The sequence below is a fragment of the Halobacteriovorax sp. GB3 genome (assembly GCF_028649655.1).
Classification (GTDB): domain Bacteria; phylum Bdellovibrionota; class Bacteriovoracia; order Bacteriovoracales; family Bacteriovoracaceae; genus BSW11-IV.
In genome coordinates this window covers 1-17,836 of sequence record NZ_JAQSLN010000006.1, presented here as the reverse complement: position 1 = coordinate 17,836, position 17,836 = coordinate 1, and the positions used below count along the sequence as shown (strand labels likewise).

Below are 17,836 nucleotides of genomic sequence, written 5' to 3'. Positions count from 1 at the left end.
CTCTTTCCCTTGTCTCTAGCGTTGAAAAATTTCAACAATTTCTAACTTATTACTCTTTAGAGATCTCACTTCATCAGGTAGTGAATGAATAATCTCGTCAACAAGAGCATTAATAATTCTTTCTTTCAAAAAGCTTCTTCCGTGCACAAGAGACACTTCCCTTGAAGGTGTATTTCCAGAGAACTTTCTTAGCATTTTGATTTCGTTAGAATTTAGATTTCTCGTAGCTAGTTCTGGAAGTAATGTAAAACCATCTCCAGAAGAAACAATATTCTTCAATGTCTCTAGATTTCCACTTTCAAAGTGAATATTTTTTTCTTTACCAAGTCCTTCTTTTTCACGAGAACAAAGATTCAAAACTTGAGTTCGAAGACAATTTCCTTCATTTAAAAGCCAAATCTCATCTAGATTCAAATCAGATTCTTTAACTTTCTTTTTCTTATAAAGATCATTTTCTTTTGAAGCAAAGACATAGAACGGTTCATAAAAAAGAACTCTTTCAATCAAACGGTCTTCGTGAAGAGGTGTGACGAGAAGACCACCATCAATTTCATCCTTATCTAACATCTGAATAATATCTTCGGTCTTGGCCTCTTCTATCTTTAAATTAAGATCAGGATATTTCCGAGTAAATGGTTCAAGAAAAAGTGGTAATAAATAAGGAGCTAAAGTTGGGATGACTGCTAACTTAAAGTCACCAGTGATACTTTCTCCGTCGTCTTGAATAATGTCAGAGATTTTATTGAACTCTCGAAGAACAATTCTTGCTTGTTCAATCAATTTTGCTCCTTCCATTGTAGGAAGAGTAGGACTTTTAGAACGATCAAAAATAATGATTCCAAGTTCATCTTCAAGCTTTTGTAACTGCATACTTAATGTTGGCTGTGTTACATGACATGCCTTAGAAGCTTTTCCGAAGTGACGGAATTTATCAACAGCGAGAACGTATTCTAATTGTGTAATTGTCATTTATTTCCTCAGAAATGATATTGTACTCTAATTAATTTTATAATTTCTTCGACCAGCTTACAAATTTTAAAGATATTAATCTTCCTTATCGTTTTTTTTGGACTTTTAACTTAGCACATATTTCAAACTCTTATTGATTTTTCTCTCAAGCTCACTTCAAGTCCAATCAGTGATATAATGGCGTAAGGCTTATCACAAAAGGAGTTCTCCTATGTCGTCTTTCAAAGATACAAGTTATTTTGATATCGGAACCGTTGATGGCAACGATATTAAGGTAGGTAGCCGAGTCATTGGTCACGTTGCCAACAATCAGGTAACAGATGCAAATGATCAAATTCTTGGTTACGTAGTAGGCAATACTATAGTCAATCTAAGAGATAGCGTTATGGCCTATTTTGATGATGGTGAAATCTATGATGGACATCATCACATCATTGGTCATTATGAAGGTGGCGACCATACAGGTGCCGGAGGTGCCGCCTATATGATTTTTCTCACCAAGAAAAAAGTATCCAAAAAAGCTTCCTAACAAACTCCCCTTCTGGGGAGTTTTTTCATTGCTCTTTTCTTATTTTCAAAGCATTGTTAGAGTCATAAAAAATCAGGGGAGCTAAGCGATCATTAGCTGAGAGGAAGAGGCGTCTTCGACCCTAAGAACTTGATACAGTTCATACTGTCGAAAGGAGATTTTCCAGATGCAAGGCTTCCAACAATCCGTTGATATTCAATCACTTATTTCCCCGTTAGACTGGGTCGTCTTTGCTTTTACTATCGCACTTACCGCGGCCAGTGTTCTCTATGGGAATTCCTTAAAAAAGAAAACGACTAATGAGAAAGACAATTTTCTCGACCTCTTATTAATGGGAAGGAAACTAACTCTCCCACTCTTTGTCTCAACTCTCGTTGCCACATGGTATGGAGGAATATTTGGCGTAACTGAAATTGCTTTTAATAATGGTATCTACAATTTTATCACTCAGGGAGCATTCTGGTATGTCGCCTATTTAATCTTTGCTTTCTTTATCATTCACAAAATTAAAAGCTATCAGGCCGTTACTTTGCCGGATCTGATAGGTAAAATGTTCGGTCCAAATTCGGCTAAGCTAAGTGCTCTATTCAACCTTTTTAATGTTTTGCCAATCGCTTACACGATCAGTCTAGGGCTCTTTCTACAAACTCTCTTTGGTGGCGAGCTACTCTTTAATATGAGTATAGGTCTAATCTTTGTTGTTCTCTATTCAATGTGGGGCGGACTTCGTTCTGTTGTCTTCTCTGATATCATTCAATTTTTTGTCATGTGCCTTGGTGTTTTTCTTGTCTTCTCAACATCCATCTCAACATTTGGTGGACTAGATTTTCTTAAGGCCAACTTACCTACCACTCACTTTGAACCTCTTGGAGGTCATGGATTAGCAACAACACTTGTCTGGGGACTCATTGCTCTATCAACTCTTGTTGATCCAAATTTCTATCAGCGATGTTTTGCTGCGGAATCAGAAAAAACGGCTAAAAAAGGGATTATTATATCAACGGGAATTTGGTTTCTCTTCGATATTTGTACGACTTTTGGGGCCATGTATGCAAGGGCAGTTCTTCCAGAGGCAGAATCATCAACGGCTTATTTAACTTATGCAGTTCAACTGCTTCCCGATGGTCTTCGAGGCCTTTTCTTAGCAGGAATACTTGCGACAATTCTTTCAACTCTCGACTCTTATCTCTTTTTAGCTGGAACAACTATCACATTTGATCTCCTTCCAATTAAGTGGAGAGAAAAAGTCAGCATTCACCATTTAGGGGTTCTCTCAACGGCCTTCATTTCACTTATTTTAGCCTATCACTTTGATGGAAATATTAAACTTGTTTGGAAAACCTTAGGAAGTTACTCGGCGGCTTGCTTACTTCTTCCTGTTCTTTTTGGATATCTCTTTCCTGGAAAGATTTCAGACAAACAATTTCTCTTTTCTTCAATTCTAGGAATTGTCTTTACGACTTACTGGCGCAACGCGCCACTGCCCGGATTTTACGCCCAAATCGACGAACTTTACGCTGGAATTGTTGCAACTTCAATGGGTCTCATCATTTGTCGAACTTTAGCGAATTTTCGATCAAATTAACACAGGGCAAATATTGAAAAATCCTCTACATAACATGAAATTCTGATTCAGTTGGCGTATCCTATTAAGCAAATTCTTAAATCAAAAAAAGGATGCTTTTTATGGCAACTCATGATGAAAAAACGCAACAAGCTCTGGATTACCACTCAAACGGTAGACCAGGAAAACTAGAAGTTATAGCAACCAAGCCTTGCCTTACGGCAAATGACCTTTCAAAGGCCTATTCTCCAGGAGTAGCCTCTCCATGTTTAGAGATCGCAAAAGATCCTGAAGCGGCTTATAAGTACACAGCAAAGGGTAACCTTGTTGGTGTTGTTTCAAATGGTTCAGCTGTTCTTGGACTTGGAAATATTGGGGCCCTCGCAGGTAAACCAGTAATGGAAGGAAAAGGGATCCTTTTTAAGCGCTTCGCTGATATTGATGTTTTTGATATTGAAGTTAATGAAGACACTGTTGAAGGAATGGTTAAAGTTGTTAGTGCTCTTGAGCCTACTTTTGGGGGAATCAACCTAGAAGATATCAAAGCTCCAGAATGTTTTGAAATTGAAAAGCAACTTGTGGAAAAAATGAATATTCCAGTTTTCCACGATGACCAACACGGAACAGCGATCATCGCTTCAGCCGGTTTTATCAACGCTGTAGAAATCACTAAGAAAAACATTTCCGACCTTAAAGTTGTTTTCTCTGGTGCTGGTGCCGCTTCAATGGCATGTGCAGACCTTTTCTTTAAAATGGGTGTAAAAAGAGAAAACCTACTTATGACTGACTCGAAAGGAGTTATCTACAAAGGTCGTGAGTCTGGAATGAATAAGTACAAAGAAAAGTTTGCAGTTGATACTGATGCAAGAACTCTGGCTGATGCAATGAAAGATGCTGATGCATTCATTGGTTGTTCGGCACGTGGAGTTCTAACAAAAGAAATGGTTGCAACAATGGCAAAAGATCCAATTATCTTTGCTATGGCAAACCCTGAGCCAGAAATTTATCCACATGAAGCGCATGAAGTAAGAAGCGACGTTATCATGGCAACGGGACGTTCAGACTTCCCTAACCAAGTTAACAACGTTCTTGGTTTCCCATTTATCTTCCGTGGAGCTCTTGATGTGAGAGCGACAAAGATCAATGATGAAATGAAGCTTGCTGCCGTTCACGCTCTAGCGGATCTTGCGAAAGAAGAAGTTCCTGACGAAGTAAAAATTGCTTATGGAAATGAAGAGTTCACATTTGGTCGTGAATACCTAATTCCAAAACCATTTGATACAAGGGTTCTAACTCGTCTAGCTCCTGCTGTTGCTAAAGCTGCGATGGAATCAGGTGTAGCAAAACATAAAATCTATGATCTTAAAGAATATGCTGCTCAACTTGAAGATAGACTTGGTTCAAGTGCCGCTTTCATGAAGTCAATCAGAGATAGACTTTCTTCACACGTTCAAAAGCGTGGTAAGAAAGTTAAGACAGTTTTCGCTGAAGGTGCTAACACTCGTGTTCTACAAGCAGTTAGATCAATTCTTGAAGATGATAAAATTGAGCCAATCCTTCTTGGTGATCCAGAAATCATTAACAGAAAAATGGATGAACTGGGACTTGAATCTCTTAAATCAATTGAAATCATCAAGCCAAAAACGCATCCAAAATTCCGTGAATTCTATACAGAGTATAGCAAGCAAAAACAAAGAGAAGGTGTATCAATCTATCACGCAGAAGATATGATGATGCAAGAAAACTACTTTGGTTCAATGATGGTTAAAGAAGGGCTAGCAGATTCATTCCTTGCAGGTCCAACTCTTTCTTATCCTGAATGCTTTAAGCCTGTGATGAGAACAATTGGAACAGTTAACGATAAAAACGCCGCAGGTGTTTACGTTATGGTTTTCAAAAACCGAGTCCTATTCTTTGCAGACTGTACTGCTCAGATTGATCCAAGTGCTGAATCACTTTGTGAAATCGCAAACTCTACTGCAGAACTCTATAGAGACTTAATGAGAAAAGAGCCAAGAATTGCTTTCCTAAGCTTTTCAAGTTTTGGATCGAACTCTCATCCAAGTGCTAAGAAAATGAAAAAAGCAACAGAACTAACAAAAGAGAAATACCCTAAGCTAATCGTTGACGGTGAAGTTCAAGCTGATATTGCTGTTAATCACAATATCATGGATAAACTATTCAACTTCTGTGAATTAGATAAAGGTGCAGACATCCTTATCTTCCCAGAGCTTAACTCAGCAAACATCAGCTACAAGCTTCTACAGCAATTAACTGATGCCGATGCGATTGGGCCAATCCTAGTTCCGATGAAATCAGCGGTTAACATTATTCAACGTACAGCTCCGATTTCTGAAGTAATTAACATTGCTATTCTTACAGCTCTTCAAGCTTGTGAGATGGAAGCAACAAAGAAGTAATTGAGGGTATTATGACTTTTAAAAAGAATATTATTAAAACAGATAAGGCCCCGGCAGCAGTCGGGACTTATTCTCAAGGTGTTGAGCATAACGGAACTTATTATTTTTCGGGTCAAATTGGTCTAGAGCCAGAAACGATGACAATGAAAGATGATTTTCAGTCTCAAATGGACCAAATTCTAAAAAATATTGACGGATTACTTGAGTCTCAAGGACTTACGAGAGAGAATATTATTAAGACTTCTATTTTCGTAACTGACCTAGAAAACTTTGGTCTGGTTAATGAAGCTTATGTAAAATATTTTCAAGAGCCATACCCGGCGAGATCTTGTGTCCAAGTTCCTCGTCTACCAAAAGATGCCCTTGTTGAAATCGAGGTTATCGCGGCAAAGTAGAGTATGAATGTTTAAAAGCAAATACATTTTTGAAACTAAGAAAACGAGAACCATTCGCTATATTAAGAATGCTTCTTTTATCTTATTTTTCTCGTTTGTTTGCTATTCAATCTCGACGCTTCTCTTTCTACTCGTATCTAAAAATGAAAATACATTAACTCAGGAGGTCTTTTATAAAAGGCCTCCTGATTTGATTGTTGTCTTTACTGGCCATAAGGGAAGAATTCCCTACGCTGTTAGCCTGGCTAAGAAGTACAAACAAAACAGTCTCTTTATCTCTGGAGTGCATTCGAAAAATACAGTCGACACACTTATCGCTCCAATGAATTTAGATGGAAAAATAAATCCAGACCTACTTCACATTGATTATCTAGCAAGAAATACCGTTGAAAATGTTCTTTCAACTCTTCAGTTTCTAAGAAAGAAACCAGGATTAGAAACCATATTGATTGTCTCCCATGATTATCACATCATGAGAATCAAACATATTATGGATAAGCTTAGAACACATGATGATCGCTATCGTTTTTACTTTGCTGGTGTTAAGACACAATACAAATCCATGAGAAGTGTAAAGATCCTCTATAAGGAAGTCTTTAAATACATCAGGACATATCTCTTCCTACTCTTATGGGATAGCGATATGACGAGTTATTAAGCCCTTGTTACGGAGATAACTTCTTCAAGCGCTTCAATAGAGCTGATAGCTTTTAGCAATTCCGAATAGTCCTTAACTTCGATTTCAAAGATAAAAGAACCCTTTCTATCGTGTAGAGACTTAGCAAGCGCCGATCGAATATTTACTCCGATATTATTAATTTGCTTAGAAATCTGAGATAGAATTCCTGGCTTATCATGAGTAATAATTCGAATATTTACAGGATGCTTAAAGCTAAAATCAGGGTTCCATTCAATATGAATCCTTCTTGAAAGCTCACCTTCCATTCTATTACAGTCAGCTTTGTGGACAGTAATTCCACGACCTCTTGTAATATAACCTACAATAGGATCACCTGGAATAGGGTTACAACATCTTGCCATACGAACAAGAACATCTTCCATACCATCTACGATAACAGCATTATCTTTATTGGATTTTCTACGAGCTGATTTCGAAAGCTTTTTAGAAAGAGTATCAATTTCTTCGATCTTAGTTGTAGCTTCCTCTTTATCCTCTACTTCAATACTTGGAACTTTTTCAATAACCTGCTTAGGCGTGTACTTACCAGCACCAATGAATTGAAAGAGCTCATTCTCATCCTTACATTTGAATTCTTTAAGAACTTGTTTCATCTCGTGAGATTTCAAAAGGTGCTTAATATTAACAGAGAAAAGTTTCAACGCTTTATCAAGCATTTGATGACCTAGCTCTCTATTTCTATCTCTTTCAGTTTTTAATAACCATTGACGAATTTTTGCTTTGGCCTTTGAAGACTTAACAATATTCATCCAGTCTTTAGATGGTGTTTGAGTTTTACTTGTTAACACTTCAACAGTATCACCGGATTTTAACGTGTAACGAAGTGGAACCATCTTGCCATTTACTTTAGCACCAACACATTTGTTTCCAACATCAGTGTGAATAGAGTAAGCAAAATCAAGAGGTGTGGCACCATAGCGCAATTCTCTGACATCTCCAGTTGGAGTAAAGACAAAGACACCACCAATATCGAGGTCGTTTTTAACAACATCCATGAACTCAGAGTTGTTTTCAACGTTTTGGTTAAATTCGAGAAGCTCTTCAACCCAGTCTAGCTTTCTAGTACCACTAACCATTCCCTCTTTATATTTCCAGTGAGCGGCAACCCCTCTTTCAGCAACTTCATCCATGTCATGAGTTCTAATTTGAATTTCAATTCTCTCGGCCTTAGGACCAATAACTGTTGTGTGAAGAGACTGGTAGTTGTTAACCTTTGGAATGGCAATATAGTCTTTAAACCTACCTGGGATAGGTGTGAAGTGAGAATGAATAATACCTAATGTTTTATAACATTCAGTAATATTGTTAACGATTACTCTAAAAGCAAGAATATCGTGAATCTGTTCAAAGTCTACTCCTCTTGCTTTCATCTTTTTATAGATAGAAAAGAAGTGCTTGGAACGACCTTTAACAAAGGCCTTAAGAGAGTACTCTAAAAGTTTTTCTTCAACGTTTTCAAGAGTTTCTTTAATATAATCTTCACGCTCTGATTTCTTCATGGCGATTTTCTCGGCCAAGCGATAATAGATATCAGGGTGGAGGAATCTAAGGCACAGATCCTCTAGTTCCGTTTTGACAGAGTTAATCCCCAGTCTCGAAGCAAGAGGTACATAAATATCAAGAGTCTCTTGGGCGATCTTCTTTTGCTTGTCATCGTTAACATATTGAAGTGTTCGCATGTTGTGCATACGATCTGAGAGTTTTACGATAATAACACGAAGGTCTTTAGCCATTGCGACAACCATCTTACGAAAGTTCTCTGCTTGTGACTCTTCTTTAGTCTTAAATTTGATTTTTGAAATTTTTGTTAGACCAACTACGATTTGTGCAATCGCTGTTCCAAATTCTTGTTCAATTTCTTCAGGAGTAACATCACAGTCTTCAACAACATCATGAAGAAAACCTGCACAAATACTATCGATGTCCATGCGAAGTTTAATGAGAGTTGCCGCAACGTTCATTGGGTGAATAATGTATTCTTCACCAGAACTTCTCATTTGACCTTTGTGTGAGCGCTCAGCAAAAAGATACGCCTTTCTCAACAGTGCGAAGTCCGCATCTGGATAATAAGATTCTACTCTTTTAATTAACTCATCAATTGTCAGGTTTCTTTCGTGTGAAAAGTCTAATTGCTGAAACACGCAATGCCTCGCTTAGCTGTCTAAAATTGAACGTACCGTCGCTTCAAGCTCCGTGTAGGCCCTTTCTAACTCATCATTTATTATACAATAATCATAGTCATCTTTGCGTAAAATCTCTTTCTTAGAGTTAGACAAACGAATTTCTAATGATTTTTCAGATTCCGTCCCACGATTTTTGAGACGTTTTTCAAGTTCTTCTAAGCTTGGAGGAGCAATGAAAATTGCTTCGGCCTTTTCAGGAAAAGCTTCTTTAATGGAATCAGCTCCTTGTACATCGAGATCAAAAAGAAGGTACTTCCCTTCCTCAAGTTTCTTTTGAACAAAACCTTTTCCAGTTCCTTTGTAATCGTCGTGAACCTTGGCCCACTCTAAAAATTCTCCGGCCTCAATCATTTCTTCAAATTCTGTTTTAGAAATAAAGAAATAGTGGACACCATCGGTCTCACTAGGCCTTCTAGGACGTGTAGTATAAGAAATTGATTCAATTAGCTGAGGAAATTGTTCCTTCACTCTTTGAATCAAAGTAGATTTACCAGTCCCAGAGGGACCGATAATTACGACAATTTTACCGGTGCAATCATCACCCATGGATAAACTCTTCCTTGTTACTCCAAGTTGAGTCCCTGCTCTCTGATTTTCTCAAGTTGTACTTTCATTTGAACAACAGCTTCAGAAATTTCCTGCAGGCCAGACTTAGAGCCAATAGTATTAGTTTCTCTATTCAGTTCTTGAACTAAGAAGTCTATTTGTCTACCAACCTCTTTGTTAGACGACAAGAGACTATCCAATTTTTGCAGGTGCGAATCAATTCTATTGATCTCTTCATGGACATCAAGTTTTTCCATGTAATAGACCACTTCCTGCAGAAATCGAGGTTCATCAACTGAGAGTTCCTTACCCATATCGGCAATTCTTTTTTTAAGTTTATCTTCTACGTGATTTTGGAACGTTTCAGTAAGACCACTGATCGTTTTATAGTTTTCTTCATAGGTTTGACGGTGTTTTTTAATAACATCCACCATCTTAGAACCTTCTTGTAAACGAGATTCCTTTAAACCTTCAATAGCAGCAGCAAAAGCTTCTTTTGCAAGCCCTAAAGTTGTTTCATTTCTCGTCTCGTCCACATCTTTAAAAAATTCGGACCTAAGAAAGTCAGTCGCTGAGATTTGAAGCTCAACCCCTGAAGCTTGGGCCATAGACTTGGCCTTGCTTAAAAAGGCCTCAACTTTTGTTTCGTCAATATCGTCAAAGCGAGTCTTTGTATCAACTCTTTTATAAGAGAGATAAATATCAAAACTTCCTCTCTTAAAGACATTAAGAAGCATTTTCTTGAGGTCCAATTCAATCGAAGAGAACAGCGATGACATTTTGAAGCGTACATCTTTGAAACGATGATTTACTGATTTAATTTCAACAGTAACTGTATATTCATCGTTACTAGCTTCTCCACTTCCAAAACCTGTCATTGACTGAATGGCCACTCATTACTCCTTATTCTGTAATAGTTGTATTCCCCATAGCGCGGAATTTTTCGAATCTCTTTGTAAGTAGAGTATCGATATCATTTTTCTTTAAATTAGTGATTTCTTTTACAATAGCACTCTTAACTAAATCTGCCGCAAGCTCAGGGTTTTTGTGGGCACCACCAATTGGTTCTTTAATCATGTCATCAACAATCTTAAGTTCAAGAGCTTTTGCTGGACCAAGATTAAGTGCATTTGCCGCAGTCTCTGCTTTCTTTGGATCGGCCCAAAGAATTGAAGCACATGACTCAGGAGAAATAACTGAGTACACAGAGTACTCCATCATAAGAACGCGATCAGCAATTGCGATCCCAAGAGCTCCACCAGATCCACCTTCTCCAATAACAACAGAGAGCATAGGTGTTTTAATATCAAAAAGCTCTACGAGGTTCTCAGCAATAGCACTCGCCTGACCTCTTTCCTCGGCACCAATTCCTGGATAAGCACCCGGAGTATCAACAAATGTCACAACAGGAATATTAAAACGTCCTGCCATTTGAATTACTCTCAAGGCCTTTCTATAACCTTCAGGTCTTGGCATACCAAAGTTATGAGTTACTTTTTCTTTTGTTTTGCGCCCTTTCTCAATGGCCACAACAGCAACTTTTTCTCCACCAATTTTTCCAAAACCAGTGATAATTGCCTGGTCGTTAGCAAAGAATCGATCACCTGAAACTTCGTGAAATTCATCAACAATCTTTTCAATATAATCTACTGAGTGTGGTCTATTAGGGTGACGTGAAAGCTGAACTCTCTCCCATGGAGTAAGGTTTTCATAAATCTCAGTCATAAGAGTTGAGACCTTATTTTGCAGGGCCTTTACCTCATTCGAGATATCAATTTCAGACTTTTTTGTCGCTTCTTTAAGTTCTTTAATTTGATCTTCGAGCTCTTTAACTGGCTTTTCAAACTCAAGGGTGTAGTTATTGAGTAGGTCGCTCATAATCCGCTCCTGTTAATACCTTGAAAGTATGTTCTAAATTTAAACGAGAATAGTACGAATGGAGGCATAACTCAATGGATGACGCAGCGAAAAAGAGGTCTTTTGGCTATATTTTAGAGCGAAAAATAGCTATGACAGGCCTTATTCCAAGGCCCATCCTTGAACGACTCCACTCTCGAAATAAACGTATTGGAGTCTTCCGTTTTCGTAAAAGGCCCATCTTTCATTTTCATTGCTTGGATTTCCAGCAACATCAACTCTAACAGGTCTTCCCCAGTATTGAACGACATCATTTTTTCCCATACCAAGATGGAGTGCACTTTTTCTAATTGAACGTGACCCTAGAAATTGCATTCCTCTGGTTTCGCCATATGAACGCTCGATAATTCCCTTATCAAAAAGGTATTCTCTTCGCGATTGTGGATCTAAAGAGAGGTAGTAAATTCTCTCTGAATCGTTTTCTAGTGTAGATGCGATACGGCTATAATCTTGATAGTCTTTTTGAGAGAGTCCTCTCAATTTTCTTCTAAGTTCTAATTTTAAAGAATTTCTTCTCTCCCTCGATTCATACTCTCCAATCGAAGCGGGAGTTCTGTCATTAATTTCATTTCTTGTTCTAAAGGCCTGTCCACTGTCTCCTGGAACTTGATTAAAATCCCTTCCGGCAACAAAGAGGCCATCTGTTTCGCGGTCCATTTCATCAATAAATGTTCTTTGTGCCAAAAGTTCAGCACATCCTACAAATTGAGTAGCTAAAAACAGTAATAAAACAAATTTCATTTTCATCATAACTCCTTGGCCCTTTTTCAGGCCATACACACACTCTTCTCGAAATTGGGCAAGATCTCCTTAGGCTGGCATAAAAATTGGTCAAAACGCGGTCATATTTGCCTTTAGTAGAGCTTAAGGAGAGCAAAATCATCAGTTTTATTTATCTAAGCTATGATAGAAAAAGGTAATAAATCTCAAATTTAAGCCGAAAAGTAGAGAGAAGGAGTCGCTTTTGAAAATTTGGGTAAAAATAGAGAAATTAATAAATGATCTTTTAATGAGTTTTTTCTCATTGGTGGATTCATTTATTAAGAAGCTTACCCCTTCTAAAATCAAAAGAACTCTCTCTCAAAGCTCAGAAATTTTCGATAAGAGTAAAAAAGATATAAAAAGCAATATTGAGCAAGCTAAAGTTAAGGCCGCCAAAAAGGTTCTGACTTCCAAAGATACTGCACTGAAAAAAATTGAGAAGACGAAGGGAAAAGTTCAAGATGTTAAAAGCTATAATTGGAAAGCTCTTACTTTTCAAAAAGTCATCATTGCAATTCTCGCTTTCTTTAGTCCTTTAACTAACAAAATTAAATTATGGTATCTTTCTTTGAAACCAGCAACGATGGCCGGAATTATCATAACGGGAGCCGCTACAGGTTTAACAGGTGTAACGATCTATACCCAAACGAAAGAAATTATCGATAAGACCCAAGGAAGAGAACCAGCAAGTCTTCCAGCAGAGCTTCTTGAAAAATCTAAAAGAGGAAGGCTCCATCTTATTGATGAGAGAAGCCTTCGACTTTCAAATGTAAAAATGCCTGTCTATGTAGAGTCGAGAAAACATCTCAATACCCTTCTTATGGAATTTACAATTGTTTCATCAAATCGATATATCAAAGAATATTTTTACGAAATCGAAAATGAAACGCTTTTAAGAGATAAGCTCAGCACAAAAGTACATCCTTTCACTTCTGATTTTTCACTAGAAAAAGAAGGAAAAGATATTATTAGAAAAAAGATCAAAGAAGAGGCAAACGCTCTTATCAAAGAGCTTCAAATAAAAGGTGAAGTTCAAGAAGTTTACATTCATTCCCTACTTGCCAATTAACTTTCTCTTTCTAAGAATCGATCGTATCGTATTGGGACTAATTCCCAATATTTTTGAGCAGTCATTAATGCGACCACTGCTTTCAATATAAACTTTTATACAATAATCTTCTTTCACATTCTCAAGAGATTGATAGCCCTCTTTTCTAATTGATTCATCAATAAAGACATCACGATTTAAAAGCCCCTCATCCACAGAGTCGAATGAGAATTGAGAAGATTGCGATAGGATCCTCTTTTTCTCTAAATGCGAAATGAATTGTCTAATATTTCCAGGCCAAGACTGAGATTGATAAAATTTAATCAATTTTGGAGGAATGAAGACAGAATGATCATGAGAAAATTTATAGCATAGGCCTTCTATTTTATCGGGACTTTCTCGAAGAGATTTCATTGAAAAAGAAAAGCCCGACGAGATGCGAAAATAGAAATCTTTTCTCATCTTCTTTTGATCAACAAGATCTCTTAAAGAACGTCCAGAGGCACAGATCAAGCGGACACGACTTTTATATTCACGAGTTGACCCAACCGGACGAATGACACCACTATCGAGAAAGAGAAGAAGTTTCGTTTGTATGTCCATTGGTAATGAATCGATTTCATCGAGAAAAAGAGTTCCACCATTCGCCTCTCTCAAAGCTCCTAGCTTATCTTGACTTGCTCCAGTGAAAGAGCCTTTCACATGGCCAAAAAGCTCACTTTCAATTAGAGATTCAGAGAAGGAGGAAAGATTGATGTGAATGAAGTGACCAACGACATTACTTTTTTCATGAATCAATTTAGCATTATAAGTTTTTCCACAGCCTGTTTCTCCCTCAAGTAAGAGAGGAAGATTGCTTTCAACAATATTTTTTTCAAAGGGAATTTTCTCCTCTTCCAAAATCTTTACCGAACGCGCTTTGAAAACTAATTTATTATAACCAAAACTTAATTCATCCCCTCTTGAAAGAAATGCCTGATAAACCGGAAGGCCATTTAATTTTACGGGATCGCATCCAAGAACTCTTAAAAAAAATCTTCCGACATCTTCAGCATTTCTATTTGAAACACCTTTAACAAGTTCAATTTGAAATTCATATTTCTTTTCATTTACTTGATTGAAAATGAAGTTCTGATTCTCCATCTCAAAGTCGGCCCCTCTTTTCATTGAGAAAGAAAATCTCGTTCTCTTAAGTTCAATCTCTTTTTTTCGACCAAAAGCGGGGTAAATTTCAACAAGATCATCGAAGCGAACACTACGGCTTGTGAGCTCCCTATTCTTTTCTAGATCTAGTTTCTCAAGATTTTTCACTCTTCATTCTCCTGTTAGAGTCATTTTCTCTACTTATTCAACTTCTATGCCTAAAATTTCGATCATCTTTCTTGCACTTTTTCCAAACTCATGGGAAAAACACCTCTATTCAGTATGAATATTGAACTAAATGAAAAAGGAAGAGTGGATGGAAATTATCAAGGGCTCAACAAAATTCTGTTACGGAATGAGTAACCCAGAGCAAATGGCCCAGTGGCTTCAAGAAAACCCCGATGCAATTGGGATTAGCTTTGTTGGACGCTCAAATGTTGGTAAGTCTTCAACGATTAACTCTCTCTTTGGAAAGAGCACGGCAAGAGTTTCTAAGACGCCAGGTCGTACTCGTGAGATCAATATTTTTACTTTCAATGTAGGAGAAAAAGGAAAGGTTGAAGAAAGTCTTCCGCCACTCTATCTCTACGATTTACCTGGTTATGGTCACGCAGAAGTTTCTCGTGAAATGTCGAGAAACTGGGAAGCGCTCATGGGGAATTTTTTCACAGGAGCAACAGAGCATACACTCATGGTAAATATTCAAGATGCCAGACATCCAAATCAAAAAACTGATCAGGAGTTTCAATCATTTCTTAAGGGATATGGTTATGAGACTTTTGTTGTTTTCAATAAACTTGATAAACTAAAAAAACAGAAAGAGCGCGCTGCCCTTAATAAGCTAAAGCCAAAGCTTTTTAGTGAGTTTAAATGGGTTAAGCAAATCCACTTCACTTCAGCAGAACGTGGTGATGGGCTTCAAGTTCTGGAACAAGCTTTAATCAGTTATCTTTTTGATCGTATTGGTCTTTTAGAAAGAATGGAAATAGATAAAAGAGAGGATTAATCCTCTCTTTTTTATTTGTGATCTTGGTTTTTATTTTCTTCGTTATTTTCTTGGGCCGTATCGTCTGTATAAAATTTGATCTTATTCACATCTTTTTCAATGCTCACTAATTCAGTTTCACAATTTCTGATCTTACAAACAAGCTCTCTAACATCGGGATCTTCCCACTTCAAAGTTCCATTTTCTAACGCTTGAAAAGCTAAGCTTCCAAGTTCCTCAAGCGACTCATGCAGACAAGTATTTGTCTTTGAGGCACTCAACATTTTCTTTCCAATCTCGGTCGTTTTTTTCAATTCCTCCTGACAAGTGTTGAGGATATCGTTAAATTTGGAACGCCATTGTGGACTCTTTTGCATATGAACTCCAATCTCTCTAATGAAGATACTTTACTGAGTTAATTATCTACTAGGTAAAAGTATATGGCCAAAGGTGATTGTTGTGAAGAATTCGCATTCTGTTAAAATGAAGCCATTAAATAAAAAGTACGGACATTTGATAAAATAGGTCAAAAATGATTGAACAACTATCTAAAATCATTGATAAAACAAAAATTTCAAAAGAAGATCAGGTGCAAATAGATGCCGCCTTTGAGCACTTTTATGAAATGCTTCCAACAGGTGAAGACCCTTGGGGCCTAAACCTTAAGAAGGCCCGTAAAAACTTAGAGTTTATCTACCCAATCTATAAGAAGTACTTCAAAGTCAGAGTTTTTGGCCAGGAGCATGTGGAAGATAGGCCCTATATAGTGACCTCTAATCATACCGGACAAATTGCGATCGATGGAATGTTAATAGCAACTGCATTTGCCACAGAAATTAAGCCCCAAAGAATTCTAAGAGCAATGGTCGAGAGATTCTTCACTGGCCTTCCCTTCCTTGGAATGTGGGCACAAGAAGGTGGAGCTGTTTTAGGTGACCGCCAAAACTGTATCAATCTTTTAAATAAGGGCCATTCTGTTTTAGTTTTCCCAGAGGGAGTGAGAGGTGTCTCAAAGAGTACGCCTGACTTTTATAAGTTACAAAAGTTCACTCGCGGATTTTTTAGAATGTCTCTTCAAACAAAGACGCCCATTCTTCCTGTTGCCGTTGTTGGAGCTGAAGAAGTTTTCCCTTATGTTTATCAAGCAAAAGATCTCGCAAAGAAATTAGGTCTTCCAGCGCTTCCAATCAGTGCCAACTACTTCCCTCTTCCTTCTCCTATCGACATACATATCGGTAAAGAATATCAAGTTCCACAGGACGTTAGTTTTGACTCTCCTGATAAAGTTATTGATGAACATATTTATAAGATCGAAAGTGAAATTAAAAAACTTGTTGAATCAGGACTGAAACAGCGTAGAGAATTCTGGGCGAACCAAAAGAGTGAATAATGAAAAACAATGAAATAAAGAATATACTCATCGTTGGTGCCGCAGGCGGTTTAGCAAGAATCACTTGTGGTCTCATTTGCAAAAAATATCCCAATGCAAAAGTCATTGGAATTGATAATCGCAATGATTCGGACCCAATGAAAAGAGAAAATTTCACCTTTAAGAGAATCAAGTATACACGAGGAAATTTTGAAGCTCTTTTTCGCGAACAGGATTTCGATATCGTCCTTCACCTAGGAAGACTCAGTCATTCAAAAGGAACTACTCACGCATCAGTTGCCCAAAGACTTGATCTCAATGTAATGGGAACAGGAAGAATCCTCGATCTCTGCTTGCGCTACAAAGTTAAGCGCGTGATCATCTTAAGCACTCACCATGTCTATGGGGCCTTAAATGATAATCCTGTCTACATAAAAGAAGACTCTCCTCTTAGGGCGAGTATAAAGTATCCAGAACTTCGAGATGTAACAGAAATGGATCAGCTCTGTGCTAATTGGATGTGGAAAAACCAAGGTCAAATCGAAACAGTTATTTTAAGGCCATGCAATATTATTGGTCCTCAGATAAATAACTCTATTTCTCAATATCTTAAAACACCTTATGCTCCGGTCGGAATAGATTTTAATCCCATGTTTCAATTCATCCATGAGTTTGATATGGCGAGAATTCTTGTTAAGAGTATGAGAAAAATCCCAACAGGAATTTATAATATTGCACCCGACGAAAGTATCTCTCTTAGAGCTGCAAAAGAAATCATTGGCATGCCCATTCTCAATGCTCCTATCGTCGGCCTTGAGCCAATGGCAAAAGTAATCAAGAAGCTTTGGTCTTTTCCAGACTATCTTTTAGACTATATTAAATACTCATGCATTATCGATAATAGTGAGATCAAAAAGTATTTAAAAGATGACGGCTTCCGCTTTTCAACGCGAGAATCACTAGAGCTTTTGAAGTTGCAATAGTGTATTTTTGGATACTTAGAAGACGGTCTTAGGTAAATTCAATAGGATGGCCCACTAATTCAATTGACACATTCCCTGCTCTTTTTTATTCTCTACTCTCAATATGCCTTGGTGGTGGAATGGTAGACACGACGGATTCAAAATCCGTTGACCGCAAGGTCGTGGGGGTTCAAGTCCCCCCCGAGGCACCAGTTATTCAAAGATTACCTTTCTTCAAAAGCAGACAACGCTCTCTCAGCACTAACGTTTTTCGTTCGCTTTACGCAGCGTAAGCCCCAATTCATCAAAATACTTTTGTATTTTGCTGCATTGGAGAACCCCCC

The 17,836-nt window shown here is 37.6% G+C and carries 17 protein-coding genes, 1 tRNA gene and 1 riboswitch; of the genes, 10 read left to right on the top strand and 8 right to left on the bottom strand.

All coding sequences use genetic code 11. The features are described from left to right. Positions 1 to 15: 15 nt before the first annotated feature. Positions 16 to 969 (bottom strand): LysR substrate-binding domain-containing protein, encoded by a 954-nt coding sequence (locus tag HBN50_RS17275; RefSeq protein WP_273872146.1) that lies wholly within the window; start codon positions 967 to 969, stop codon positions 16 to 18. A gap of 211 nt (positions 970 to 1,180) precedes the next feature. On the opposite strand from HBN50_RS17275, the gene HBN50_RS17270 reads away from it, so the two are divergent. The 5 genes from HBN50_RS17270 (at position 1,181) to HBN50_RS17250 (ending at position 6,535) form a co-directional block, all read left to right on the top strand. Then, complete coding sequence (locus HBN50_RS17270) at positions 1,181 to 1,498, top strand: 5-fold beta-flower protein (RefSeq protein ID WP_273872145.1); 318 nt, start codon at positions 1,181 to 1,183, stop codon at positions 1,496 to 1,498. Between the two features lie 64 nt (positions 1,499 to 1,562). Beyond that, positions 1,563 to 1,671: riboswitch (TPP riboswitch) on the top strand. Next, complete coding sequence (locus HBN50_RS17265; protein WP_273872144.1) at positions 1,665 to 3,083, top strand: sodium:solute symporter family protein; 1,419 nt, start codon at positions 1,665 to 1,667, stop codon at positions 3,081 to 3,083. (Overlaps the previous riboswitch by 7 nt.) Positions 3,084 to 3,184: 101 nt before the next feature. Continuing rightward, positions 3,185 to 5,482, top strand: a complete 2,298-nt coding sequence (locus HBN50_RS17260; protein ID WP_273872143.1) for an NADP-dependent malic enzyme — start codon at positions 3,185 to 3,187, stop codon at positions 5,480 to 5,482. Positions 5,483 to 5,493: 11 nt separating this feature from the next. Continuing rightward, on the top strand, positions 5,494 to 5,877 hold the full coding sequence (locus HBN50_RS17255) for a RidA family protein (protein WP_273872140.1): 384 nt from the start codon (positions 5,494 to 5,496) through the stop codon (positions 5,875 to 5,877). 7 nt (positions 5,878 to 5,884) lie between these two features. After that, positions 5,885 to 6,535, top strand: a complete 651-nt coding sequence (locus HBN50_RS17250) for a YdcF family protein (protein WP_273872138.1) — start codon at positions 5,885 to 5,887, stop codon at positions 6,533 to 6,535. On the opposite strand, the gene HBN50_RS17245 is transcribed toward HBN50_RS17250, so the two are convergent. From HBN50_RS17245 to HBN50_RS17225, 5 genes are all read right to left on the bottom strand, one after another. Next, positions 6,532 to 8,718, bottom strand: a complete 2,187-nt coding sequence (locus tag HBN50_RS17245; RefSeq protein ID WP_273872133.1) for a RelA/SpoT family protein — start codon at positions 8,716 to 8,718, stop codon at positions 6,532 to 6,534. The two genes, HBN50_RS17250 and HBN50_RS17245, sit on opposite strands and share 4 nt — an antisense overlap. 12 nt (positions 8,719 to 8,730) lie before the next feature. Beyond that, complete coding sequence (gene gmk / locus HBN50_RS17240) at positions 8,731 to 9,306, bottom strand: guanylate kinase (protein WP_273872131.1); 576 nt, start codon at positions 9,304 to 9,306, stop codon at positions 8,731 to 8,733. A gap of 17 nt (positions 9,307 to 9,323) precedes the next feature. After that, on the bottom strand, positions 9,324 to 10,199 hold the full coding sequence (locus HBN50_RS17235; RefSeq protein ID WP_273872129.1) for a YicC/YloC family endoribonuclease: 876 nt from the start codon (positions 10,197 to 10,199) through the stop codon (positions 9,324 to 9,326). A 10-nt stretch (positions 10,200 to 10,209) separates the two neighbouring features. Then, a complete protein-coding gene (locus tag HBN50_RS17230) occupies positions 10,210 to 11,184 on the bottom strand; it encodes an acetyl-CoA carboxylase carboxyltransferase subunit alpha (RefSeq protein ID WP_273872128.1) in 975 nt (324 codons plus the stop codon). A gap of 141 nt (positions 11,185 to 11,325) precedes the next feature. Beyond that, entirely contained in the window at positions 11,326 to 11,964 is a 639-nt protein-coding gene (locus HBN50_RS17225; protein WP_273872127.1) for a hypothetical protein, read from the bottom strand. Positions 11,965 to 12,187: 223 nt separating this feature from the next. Between HBN50_RS17225 and HBN50_RS17220 the strand changes: the two genes are divergently transcribed. After that, entirely contained in the window at positions 12,188 to 13,054 is an 867-nt protein-coding gene (locus tag HBN50_RS17220; RefSeq protein ID WP_273872125.1) for a hypothetical protein, read from the top strand. Here HBN50_RS17220 and HBN50_RS17215 read toward each other — a convergent pair. Then, positions 13,040 to 14,344: a sigma-54-dependent transcriptional regulator gene (locus HBN50_RS17215; protein WP_273872122.1), complete on the bottom strand. Its 1,305-nt coding sequence runs from the start codon at positions 14,342 to 14,344 to the stop codon at positions 13,040 to 13,042. The two genes, HBN50_RS17220 and HBN50_RS17215, sit on opposite strands and share 15 nt — an antisense overlap. A gap of 148 nt (positions 14,345 to 14,492) precedes the next feature. Here HBN50_RS17215 and yihA point away from each other — a divergent pair, with 148 nt between their 5' ends. Next, positions 14,493 to 15,182 carry a ribosome biogenesis GTP-binding protein YihA/YsxC gene (gene yihA / locus HBN50_RS17210; protein WP_273872120.1) on the top strand — a complete coding sequence of 230 codons (690 nt, stop codon included), beginning with the start codon at positions 14,493 to 14,495 and terminating at the stop codon, positions 15,180 to 15,182. A gap of 11 nt (positions 15,183 to 15,193) precedes the next feature. Here yihA and HBN50_RS17205 read toward each other — a convergent pair whose 3' ends face one another. Continuing rightward, on the bottom strand, positions 15,194 to 15,538 hold the full coding sequence (locus HBN50_RS17205) for a hypothetical protein (protein WP_273872119.1): 345 nt from the start codon (positions 15,536 to 15,538) through the stop codon (positions 15,194 to 15,196). Positions 15,539 to 15,693: 155 nt separating this feature from the next. Between HBN50_RS17205 and HBN50_RS17200 the strand changes: the two genes are divergently transcribed. The 3 genes from HBN50_RS17200 (at position 15,694) to HBN50_RS17190 (ending at position 17,704) form a co-directional block, all read left to right on the top strand. Beyond that, positions 15,694 to 16,551: a lysophospholipid acyltransferase family protein gene (locus tag HBN50_RS17200; RefSeq protein ID WP_273872116.1), complete on the top strand. Its 858-nt coding sequence runs from the start codon at positions 15,694 to 15,696 to the stop codon at positions 16,549 to 16,551. Continuing rightward, a complete protein-coding gene (locus HBN50_RS17195) occupies positions 16,551 to 17,513 on the top strand; it encodes an NAD-dependent epimerase/dehydratase family protein (RefSeq protein WP_273872113.1) in 963 nt (320 codons plus the stop codon). The genes HBN50_RS17200 and HBN50_RS17195 overlap by 1 nt, the downstream gene beginning before the upstream one ends. A gap of 105 nt (positions 17,514 to 17,618) precedes the next feature. Beyond that, a tRNA-Leu gene (locus HBN50_RS17190) sits at positions 17,619 to 17,704 on the top strand. Positions 17,705 to 17,836 lie beyond the last annotated feature (132 nt).